6 protein-coding genes are annotated in these 10,031 nt (G+C 75.0%); 2 read left to right on the top strand and 4 right to left on the bottom strand.

The features are described 5' to 3' along the window. The 3 genes from JS521_RS37520 to JS521_RS18275 all read right to left on the bottom strand — a co-directional run. Nucleotides 1-280: twin-arginine translocase TatA/TatE family subunit (locus JS521_RS37520; protein WP_372448595.1), on the bottom strand; the 280-nt coding region annotated here is incomplete at its 3' end. A 123-nt stretch (nucleotides 281-403) separates the two neighbouring features. Then, the gene (locus tag JS521_RS18280) at nucleotides 404-1,546 is read right to left on the bottom strand and encodes a winged helix DNA-binding domain-containing protein (protein ID WP_205084042.1); all 1,143 of its coding nucleotides are present in this window, start codon (nucleotides 1,544-1,546) and stop codon (nucleotides 404-406) included. A 48-nt stretch (nucleotides 1,547-1,594) separates the two neighbouring features. Next, nucleotides 1,595-2,959 (bottom strand): geranylgeranyl reductase family protein, encoded by a 1,365-nt coding sequence (locus JS521_RS18275; protein ID WP_205084056.1) that lies wholly within the window; start codon nucleotides 2,957-2,959, stop codon nucleotides 1,595-1,597. A gap of 141 nt (nucleotides 2,960-3,100) precedes the next feature. Here JS521_RS18275 and JS521_RS18270 point away from each other — a divergent pair, with 141 nt between their 5' ends. Next, the gene (locus JS521_RS18270) at nucleotides 3,101-8,107 is read left to right on the top strand and encodes a HEAT repeat domain-containing protein (protein ID WP_205084041.1); all 5,007 of its coding nucleotides are present in this window, start codon (nucleotides 3,101-3,103) and stop codon (nucleotides 8,105-8,107) included. Between the two features lie 50 nt (nucleotides 8,108-8,157). Here JS521_RS18270 and JS521_RS18265 read toward each other — a convergent pair whose 3' ends face one another. After that, a complete protein-coding gene (locus JS521_RS18265; protein ID WP_205084040.1) occupies nucleotides 8,158-8,721 on the bottom strand; it encodes a DNA polymerase ligase N-terminal domain-containing protein in 564 nt (187 codons plus the stop codon). Nucleotides 8,722-9,007: 286 nt separating this feature from the next. Between JS521_RS18265 and JS521_RS18260 the strand changes: the two genes are divergently transcribed. Continuing rightward, nucleotides 9,008-9,916, top strand: a complete 909-nt coding sequence (locus JS521_RS18260) for a glycoside hydrolase family 16 protein (RefSeq protein WP_205084039.1) — start codon at nucleotides 9,008-9,010, stop codon at nucleotides 9,914-9,916. Nucleotides 9,917-10,031: the final 115 nt, after the last annotated feature.

The raw sequence follows: 10,031 nt of genomic DNA, 5'->3' as shown, positions 1-10,031 counted from the left end.
CCGCCCCCGCCCCCGGCCCCCCCGCCCCCCCCCCCGCCGGGCGCCCCGCGCGACGCCCAGGGGGGGGCCCCCCCCCGCCGGCCCCCCCCGCCCCCCCCGGGGGGGGCGGCCGGTGCGGGCCGCCGTCCGCGTCGGGCTCCTGGTCCTTGAGTGCTCGCTTCTCGCTCTTGAGGATGCGCGCGGCCTTCCCGGCCGACCGCACGAGGTCGGGCAGCCTCTTCACGGCCAGCACCGCCACGATCACCAGGAGAAGGAGAGTGAGCTCGCCGATCCCGAACATGGTTGCTGCTTTCTCTGGGGTGGAGCGGACGCGGAGCCGGCCGGATCCCTGACGGCACGGCAGACCGTAATCTACAGGCCTGTAGAGGACCCGTGCGCGGAATCACGGATCGGGCGACCGTCCTCAACCACCGGGCAGCAGCCGCACGGTGGCGCCCGGGAGCCGGCTCCACCAGTGGCCGTAGCGGCGGTAGGCCTCCGGTTCCCGGGCGGCCAGGAACGCCACCAGCGACCGGGCCTCGACGGCGAGCCTCTCCCAGACCTCGTCGGGCAGCGGATGGAACGCGGCCGCCTCGATGCCCCCGGCGACCGGCCGCCACACCCCGGCCACGTACCCGTCGACCAGCAGCGTCGGCAGTACGTCCCCGTTCGCACGGATCACGACCCTGCGGTACGCGGACGGGAGCACCCGGCCCCGGTCCGCGTACGCCAGCAGGACGCTGTCCCACATCGCCATCAGCCGTGGCGGCGCGGGCTCCGCCCCGTCCGGCCGCGGAGCACCCGGCAGATCGAACAAATCCTCGCCCTCAGGCCCCTCCAGCCGCTCCACCTCCCCGGCGAGCTCCGCGAGCGCGGCCCGCGCCCTGGTCCGCGCGACCATCGCGAACTGCGCCACGTCCGCGACCGACGCGGGCCCGAACCCCGAGAGGTAGCGCGTGACGAGGGTTTGCAGCGAAGCGGCCGACGACTCCGCATCCGTCCGCAGGGGGCCGGTGCACGGCGCGATGTACGAGGGCCGGTGACCGAACGACCACGGCGGCGCGGTGGGCGCGTGGAGCAGCGGCGTGTACTGCCGCAGCCCCCACCAGGCCCCCGGTTTCGGCGGTGCACCCAGCCGCTCGCCCAGCCAGGCCTCGCACTCGGCGGTGGTCCGGGGCCGCCGTGCGAACTCCAGGAGCTGGGGCACGAGTTCGTCGGCGTCCCCGGCGGTCAGCCCGGAGTCGGTGAAGCGGCGGCCCAGCCGGGACGCGCGCACCACCGGATGCATGGCCTCCCGGAACGCCGGGTGGTCCTCCGCGTGCACGGCGTGGAGCGTGAGCCGCATCAGCGTCGCCTTGACGACGGCGTGATCGGCGAACGCCGCGTCCAGACCGGCCGGATCGAAGTCCGCGAGCCGGTTCCAGAGGGCGATATAGGGCGAGGCCGGCTGCTGCGCCTGGATCGCCACCACGCGCCGCACCCCCCGGGCGGCGTCCAGCGGCTCGCGCCGCAGCAGCAACTGCCGGGCGAGCGTGGAGCGGTTGAGTCCGCGCGCGGTGATGTCCATGCCGTCCCTGCTCTCCTTCGGTCCGTTCCTGAGGCGGGGCGCCGGCCGTCAGCGCCTCCGCCCCCGGGCCCCGCCTCGCCGACCCGCCCCCGGGGCCGGGACGAGGCTGAACGCCGTGTTGAGGACATGGTCGGCCACATCGCGCGAGGGCTTGTCCGTGAGGTCGGTGAGCAGCCGGGCCAGCAGGTCGAGGAGGAACGGCGAGCCCATGACGTACCGGTTGAGCACCGGCTGGAAGCCCGAGCGGCTGAAGACCAGGTCGGCGGCGGTGTTGCCCAGCCGGTAGTGGCGGCCCCAGCGGCGGTTCATCTCCACCGGGTAGCCCCGCAGCACCTGTTCGCGCCGGGGCCCCTGGGGGTGGGCCAGGGCGAGGGCCGCGGTCTCGGCGGCCACCTCGCCCGCCTCCATCGCCTGGGCGATGCCCTCGCCGTTCCAGGGGCTGACCATCCCGCCGGAGTCGCCGACCAGCAGCAGCCCCCGGGCGTACAGCGGATGGCGGTTGAAGCCGAGCGGCAGAGCGGCGCTGCGGACCGGGCCCTCCGCGTTCTCCTCGCGCAGCCCCCACTCCTCCGGCGTACGGGCCAGCCACTGGTCCAGGGTGGCGCGCAGGTCCGCCTTGCCGTGCCGCCGGTGGGGGAGTGCCCCGAGCCCGACGTTGACCCGGCCGTCGCCCATCGGGAAGATCCAGCCGTAGCCCGGGAGGTACGGGCCCGCGTCGGGGAAGCGGAGGTCGGCCCACAGCTCCAGGTACTCCTCCCGGGAGCGTTCGGGGCTGCGGTAGTAGCGCCGGGCGGCGGTCGCGATCTGCCGTCGCGGATCCCGCTCCAGACCCAGCGCCAGGGCGAGCCGGGCGGAGGCCCCGTCGGCGGCGACGACGACCGGCGCGCGGAAGTCGACCGGCTCCGGGACGTCCGGGGAGTCGGAGGACGCGGCGACCCCCGTGACCCGGCCCGCCCGGTCCGTCAGCGGCCGCTCCGCCTTCCACCCGCTGTACAGCCGGGCCCCCGCCGCGACGGCGTGCCGGGCCAGGATGTCGTCGAAGTCGTGCCGGCTGCGGGAGAGACCGAAGTCCGGGTAGCGGCCCAGCGCGGGCCACTCGATGTGCACCCGATGCTTCCCGGCCACCCACCGCATCCCGCGCGAACGCGTCCAGCCCGGCGCGGTGATGTCGACGCCCATCCGGATGAGCTGGTGCACCGCGCGCGGGGTGAGACCGTCGCCGCACACCTTCTCCCGCGGGAAGCGGGCCTTCTCCAGCAGGATCACGTCCACTCCGGCCCGCGCCAGGTGGTACGCGGCCGAGGACCCGGCCGGACCCGCCCCCACGACGATCACCTGGGCGTCCGCTCCCGTACGGGACAGCTCCCGCGCGTCCGCGTCCGTCGTCGCCGGGTCCGTCGGCTGTTCCCGCATGACAACCCTTTCGTCCAACGGCTGTTGCTCCTGACGGGGCGGCGGCCCCGGGCAACATCATCGATCAGGACGGGCCGGGGCGGTACCAGGCGTCCGGATAACCAGGGGCGGCAGGGCGAACCTGACGCCTACCATCCCTCGGTGACCACCCGACCGGACCAAGAGATCGACGACGCCCTCGACCGAGCCGACGCCGCTCTCCTCGCCCGGCTCCTCGACGCCCGCACCTGCCCGCCGGATCTGCTCGGCCGGATGGTCCGGCATCCCGCAGCCCGGGTACGGCACCTGGGCCTCGCTCTCCTCACCGAACGCACGGACAGGCAGGTCGCCCCGGACGCCGGTGACAGTGGCGAGGGCGGGGCCGGGCATCTTGCCCTGCCGGCCCGTCTGCTGCCCGACTCCCCGGGGGCGTCGCCCGAGGAATCCCTCCTGCTCGCCGGACTCCACGCCCGGCTCGGCGCACGGAAGCGGCGCCACCGACTGCCCGACTGGCGGACGGCCGCACTGCCCACCCGGGTACGCATCGTCTGGCTGCGGACCGAACTCCTCGGCGACCCGACGGTCCTGCGTACGGAACCGCCGGGCGAACTCCTCTACCGGGCCGTCCGCGAGATCGACCCGGCCGAGGCGCACCGCCCCGACCACCTCGTGGCCGAACTCGTCGGCACCGGGGATCCGGTCCTCCAGACCGAGGCGCTGCGGCTGGCCCGCGACGGACTGCACGCGGGACTGCTCGCACCGGCGTTCACGCGCGGTCTGCTGGTCCGACTGCTCGACGCGCCCGACCATGGCGTCGTGACCGGTGCGCTGCACGAACTCGCCGAACCCTGGGCGGCGGTGACCCCCTTGGCCCTCTCGCTGCTGACCCGGCCGGCGAACTTCCGGGAGGGCGGGGGCGCCGACCGCGGCGTCCCGGCGGCGCTCGCGGCCGCCGCACTCGTCGCCGCAGCCCGGCACGGTCACCACACGGTGCTGTGGAGTACCGCCGAAGACGCGTCCGGGGCACCGGACCTGCGCCGCCAAGCCGTGGAACTCCTGGGCGAACGGGCGGAACGCACCGATGTCGGCCGCCTGGTGGCCCTGGCCGCCACGGACCCCCTCCTGCTCGCCGGGCCGGTGCTGACCTGTCTGCGCGGACTGCACCGGCGCGGCCACTTCCCGGCGGGTCAGGACGCCGGGCCGCTCCTCGACCTGGCCCTGGCCGACCGGACGCTTCCGGCGGAGGACATCGCCACGGTCCTCTACACCTGCCGGCGCCCCTTGTTCGACGCCCTCGTCGACGCCCCGCCCGCCGCGCCGGACTGGCCGCGTCGGTTGGAGGTGCTGGTCGCCCTGGCGCGACAGGGGGCCGTCGACGTCCCCATCGGCGAGGCCGTCGCGCGGCTTCTCCCGGCCGCCCGTGCCCCGCGCCCGTTCCTCGCCGCGATCCGCGTCCTGCGCCCCCCGAACGCCGAGGAGGCCGTACTCGCCCTGCTGCCCACGGCTCCGGCGGCCGCGCTGGACGCCCTGGAGGCCATCGGCGGGGACCGTACGCGATCGACGCTGGCCCGAGCGTTCGGTGTTCCCGGCCCGGCAGACGGCCAGTCAGACGGCCCGGCAGACGGCTTGGTCCGGGCCCTAGCCCCGGCCCCGGCCCCCGCCCCGGGGTGCTCACCTCGTCTGCCGGTCGCACCCGAACTGCGCCCCGTACGCGACCGGGCGCTGGCCCTCCTGTGGCACCTCACCCGCGAACCAGGGCAGCGGCGGGACCTGCTCGCCCGGCTCGACCCCCAGCACCTCCCGTACGACATCGAGGCCGACCTCGGCGCCCCCGACGAGTGGGAACTCGCCGTTCTGCGTGCCCGCGTGGACCTGGACGCCCCCGTGGCGGCGCTCCGTCGGATCGCGGAGTACGCCGGTAGGGAGACCCTGCCCCTGGTGTCCGACCTGCTCCTGCGCATCGTGCGCGATCTCGCCGCGCCCCGCGGTCCCGACACCGGCTCGCCCCGGCCCCGGACGTACACCCCGTATCCAAACCTCGACCCCGCACCTGTCGGCCGGGCCCGGCCGGACGGCGAACCGGAGCTGCCGACCGAGGCGTTGGAAGCGGTGCGCGCCCTCGGGAGCCGGCTGCGGAAGCGGCGGTGGATCAGGCCCGTCTGCCTGCTCGACGCCCCCGACGACACCGGCGCGGGCCACGCGTTCCTCACCGCGACGCTGCTCGGCCTGCTGGAGCGCCCCGGGCTCACCGGCGGGGAACAGGCCGTGCTGCTCAAGGCGCTGCTCCAGGTCCCCGCGACCGCGTCCGTCCGGGCCCGGGTGCACCGCCTGCTGCGCGGCCGCGATCCGCATGTGCGCAAGCACGTCATCGCGCTACTGGCCCACGACACCTCGGACGCGCGGGCCCTGTCCGCGACGCTCGTCCCGCTGACCACGGACCCGGACATCCGGACCGTACGGGCGGCCCTGTCGGCCCTGGGCGCGGCACGGGCCCGCTGGGCGGGCGAGGCGGTCGCCGCCTGCCTCCACCACCCGAACATGAACATCAGGAAGACCGCGGCGGCCGCTCTGCCGCACACGGGTGCGCCCGCCTCCGTCCCGCATCTCCTGCGGGCGCTCGGCCGCGACGACAACCCGGGGCTGCGGACCGCGCTGACACGGGCGCTGCGGGCCGTCGTGGGCGACGCCTACGCCGCGACCCTCCTCACCGCCGCCGAAGCGGCCGCGGACGAGCGCGCCCGCCGCCTTCAGCTGACCGCCCTCGACCGCGAGGTGACCGCCCGGGCCGTGCTCGCCCTCGACGCGGCGGCCTCTCCGGCCGTCCCCGCACTGCTGGCGCTCGTGGCCGACGGCGGCGTGCGGCTCGCCGCCGGCTCCGTGGCGGACCTGGCGGAACCGCTGGCCCGGCACGGAGTGCCGATGCCGCCGAACGCCCCGGGCGGGGCCCCGCCCGGGGCGGACCCGGACGTGGCGGCTCTGCTGCGCGCCGGTTGGGATCCGGCGCTCGCCCTGCGCATCGCCCGTCGGACCGCACCCCCGGCCGCCGCCGACACCCATGAACCAGCTTCGGCACGAGCCCTGTTGGGCCACTGGCTCGGCCTGGCCGACAGTCTCGGCGAGGCCGGTCTCCGCAACAGCCTGGTGCGGTGCGCCCTGCGCCTGTGCCCGGGGCCGTGGTCCGCCGACGAGGTGGCGGTGTTCGCCCGGCACGTCGGTACGGTGATCGACGCGTTCGTCGCCGCCACGGGCGCGGGAGAGGCGGCCGGGGCGACGGGTCGGGCTGCGCGCGAGGAAGAGCCGGCCGAGCCGCAGCCGGAGTCGGCGCGGTTCGCCCGGGAGCTGATCGACGTTCTGCACGCTGTCGCACCCCACTTGTCCGCCGGCCGGCGCTTCGCGGTCGTCGAGGTACTTCGCGCCCTGCCGCCCGCAGGACCCGGCGGCTCACTCCGGCCCGGGACGGCCGCCTCCACGCTCACGTTGCTCCGGCAACTCGGCGCGGTGCTCGTCCGCCCCGATCTCGACCGGGCGCTGGCCGCCGCCCACCTCGGCGCCGACCCCTGGCGAGCCGCGCCGGCCGTGCTCCGTGAGGCGTTCGGCGTACCCGTGGACAAGGTGATGTCCGACGAACCTGCTCTGTGGCGGCCGGAGTTGACCGAGTCGGTACGGACGCCCGAGGCGCTGGCGGAGTTCCGGGAGCGTGGTGCCGCCGCCGCGGCCGGATCCCGGGACCTGCTCGCCGCGCTCGTCGAGGCGTACCCGGGAGCCCCGCCCACGGTACGGGCGCGACTCGTCGACTGGATGACCGAACTCCAGCCGCTCGACGCGCCCGAGTGGACCATCGCCGAGACCTGGGCGGCGAGCGCGGCCGCCGGCGCCCCGTCGCGTGCGGTGCGGGCGGACGATCTCGACCAGCCCCGATCGGCTGCGCAGCGGGTACGGCTGCTGGGCATGCTGGACGCCGCGAGCCCGGAGCGCCGGACCGCCGCCGCGCTGGCCCTGCGGGGCTGGCCGGAACCGGAGGTGTCGCGCACCGTGCTGCGGGCGTATCTGCGCGGCCGGGTCGATGTGCTCCCCGAGGCCGCTTCCCCGGAACTGCTCGCCCACCTGGAGGTGCACGGGTCGGGGGCGCTCGACCAGGTGGCGCACGGACCGGAGGCGCCCCACCTGGAGGTGCCCCGCCAGGGGCCGTCCGGTCCGCAGGCACCCCACCCGGAGGTGCGCCTCCCCGAGAGCTGCCGAGGGGAACTGACCGCCCCCGGGGTGCTGCCCGAGCGGGTGTTGCACTGGGTGACTCAGCTGCCCGAGGACGACCTGCCCCCGCTCGTCCCGCTGATCGTCGGGTGGTGGGAACACGGTCCGCCCGCCGTGCACGAGGCCGCCCGCACCGCGCTGCACCGCGTTCCCGCCGACACCCTCGCCCACCTTCTGGCGCCCCGCATCGAAGCGAGTGAACTCGGGCTGCTCGACCTGCTGGCCGGCCTGCGTCTGCTCCGGACCCCCACGCTGACCAGGGCCGAGCGCCTCCTGCGTACCGAAGGCCGCGAGGCCCTGGCGGACACGCTCGTCCTCCTCGACGGCCCCTTGCGCACCCCCGGGGCCGCACACGAGGACGCTGCCGCACTCGACTCCCTGCGCACCCCGTCCCGGGCCTCGGCGGCCCCGGCAGACCCCCCGTCGCTGCCGGAACTGCTCGACGTCGCCCGCACGGGTACACCCGAGCGGACCCGCGGGGTGCTCACCCGCCTCGTCGAGGAGCACGCGCCCGCGTCCGGCACCCGTCCGGACCCGGAAGTGCGGTCACTGGTCGAGGAGTTGTTGCGCCACCCGGTTGCCGGGGTGCGCCTGCACGCACACCGGACATCGCGTGCCCTGTTCGACCGGGACACCCACGCCCGGCTCACCGCGCTCCTGCTGTCCGACCCGCTGCCGGACGTGGTGCGCATGGCGGTCAGGACGCTGGGCCGCGCCGCCTGGGAGCCCGCGCTGCCCGACCTCGTCCGGATCCTCGACCACGCGAAGCCGGTGGTCCGGAGGGCTGCCCGGGACGCGCTCATCGGCTTCGGCGGGGCGGCGGTTCCGGTCCTGCGCCGGGCCGAGGCCCACGCCCGGCCGGACCGGCGGTCGCTCTACACCGACATGCTCGCCGAGATCGCGGCCGGAGGAGCTTGAGAGGGCCGCATTTCCGCTGGGCGCGCGTGTCGGCCCTGGGGCACGCGTGGTCAGTCCTCGCGGCCCCGGGCAGCCGCCGCGGCGACCTGGTGCAGAGTGCGCCCTGTACGGGCGGACCGGGCGTGGTACGGGTCGGGGGAGCCGGGCCTGCCGCGTACGGCGAGGCGGTCGTTGGCCTTGATCAGCAGCCACGCCTCATGGCCGCCGCTGTCCGGCTCGTCGCCCTTCTGGATGCGGGTGAGCGCGAACTCGCCGTGCAGCTTGGCCCCGTACAGCCAGAACGTCGCGTGGCCCAGCTCCAGGGACTCGGCGAAGGGGACGGAGTCGCCCTGCCCGTCGTGCCCGAGCGGCCGGTAGGTGCCCTGGTCCCAGACGATGACCGTGCCGCTGCCGGACTCGCCCCGGGGGATGACCCCTTCGAACTCGCGGTACTCCAGAGCGTGATCCTCCGTCGGCACGGCGAGCCGGCGGTCGCTGGGGTTCTCCGAAGGACCGCGGGGCACCGCCCAGGACTTCAGTACGCCGTCGACCTCAAGCCGGAAGTCGAAGTGCAGCCGTCGCGCGTCGTGGATCTGCACGACGAAGTGGGGCCGCGGTGTTCCGTCGTGTTCCACGTCGTGCTCCCTTCGCCGTCCGGTCCGTGTCCCCGGTCCGTATCTCCACTCTGCCGCCGCCCGGGGGGAACCGCACGACGGACTCCCTGTCTTCAGACGCATATGCCATCGAGGTATGCCGTTCCCTCTCCGGTCTGGACCAGGTTATTGACGGCTCCTGCGGCACTCCCTTAAATCAAGAATTGAAATATGCGCCCGAGGTGATCGCCCCAACCGTTCACCTCTCGGCGTTGACCTGTCATGCGCATGCCCTCCATGTGCATGTCCCCCCACGCGAAGTGATGTGATGACCGTGCACCCCACGCACTCCACGGCGCGCAGCGTCTCCCGGCGTCGACGCGTCGCCCTCTACGCGGCCTCGCTCCTCTGCTGTTCCGCCATCCTCACCGCACTCCCCGGCGGAGCCTCCGCCGCACCCGCCACCGACTCCCCGGCCCCCGGACCGGGCACCCGGGCCGTCGCCTTCGAGGACCAGTTCGACGGTCCGGCCGGCGCCGCCGTGGACGGCGGCAAGTGGCAGATGGAGACCGGCGACAACGTCAACAACCACGAGCGGCAGTACTACACCCCGGGCAACGACAACGCGGCGCTCGACGGCCAGGGCAACCTCGTGATCACCGCCCGGAAGGAGAATCCGGGCAACTACCAGTGCTGGTACGGGGCCTGTGAGTACACCTCGTCCCGGCTCAACACCTCCGGCAAGTTCGCCGCCGCGTACGGCCATGTCGAGGCCCGCATCAAGATCCCGCGCGGCCAGGGCATCTGGCCCGCGTTCTGGATGCTGGGCGACGACTTCGGCAACGTCGGCTGGCCGAACAGCGGCGAGATCGACATCATGGAGAACGTCGGCTTCGAGCCCGGCACCGTCCACGGCACCCTGCACGGCCCCGGCTACTCCGGAGCGGGCGGCATCGGCGCCGCGTACACCCTCCCCGACGGGCAGGCGTTCGCCGACGACTTCCACACCTTCTCCGTCGACTGGGCGCCCGACTCCATCACCTGGTCCGTCGACGGCAACGTCTTCCAGCGGCGCACCCCGGCCGACGTGGGCGGCAACCAGTGGGTGTTCAACAAGCCCTTCTTCCTCATCCTGAACCTCGCGGTCGGCGGCTACTGGCCCGCCCCCCCCGACGGCTCCACCCAGTTCCCGCAGCAGATGGTCATCGACTACGTCCGCGTGACGACGGGCGACTGACCGGCGGCCCCGAAACGTGGGGGGGCGCCCAGGGGGGAACCCCCCCCCCCCCCCCCCACCCCCCCCCCCCCCCCCCCCCCCACCCCAGGGGGCTTAAAAGATAAACCACCGAACA

The sequence above is a fragment of the Streptomyces durocortorensis genome (genome assembly GCF_016901035.1).
In the GTDB taxonomy this organism is placed as follows: Bacteria; Actinomycetota; Actinomycetes; order Streptomycetales; family Streptomycetaceae; genus Streptomyces; species Streptomyces durocortorensis.
The sequence above is the reverse complement of the archived record's forward strand: the minus strand, read 5'-3'. Positions and strand labels throughout refer to the sequence as shown.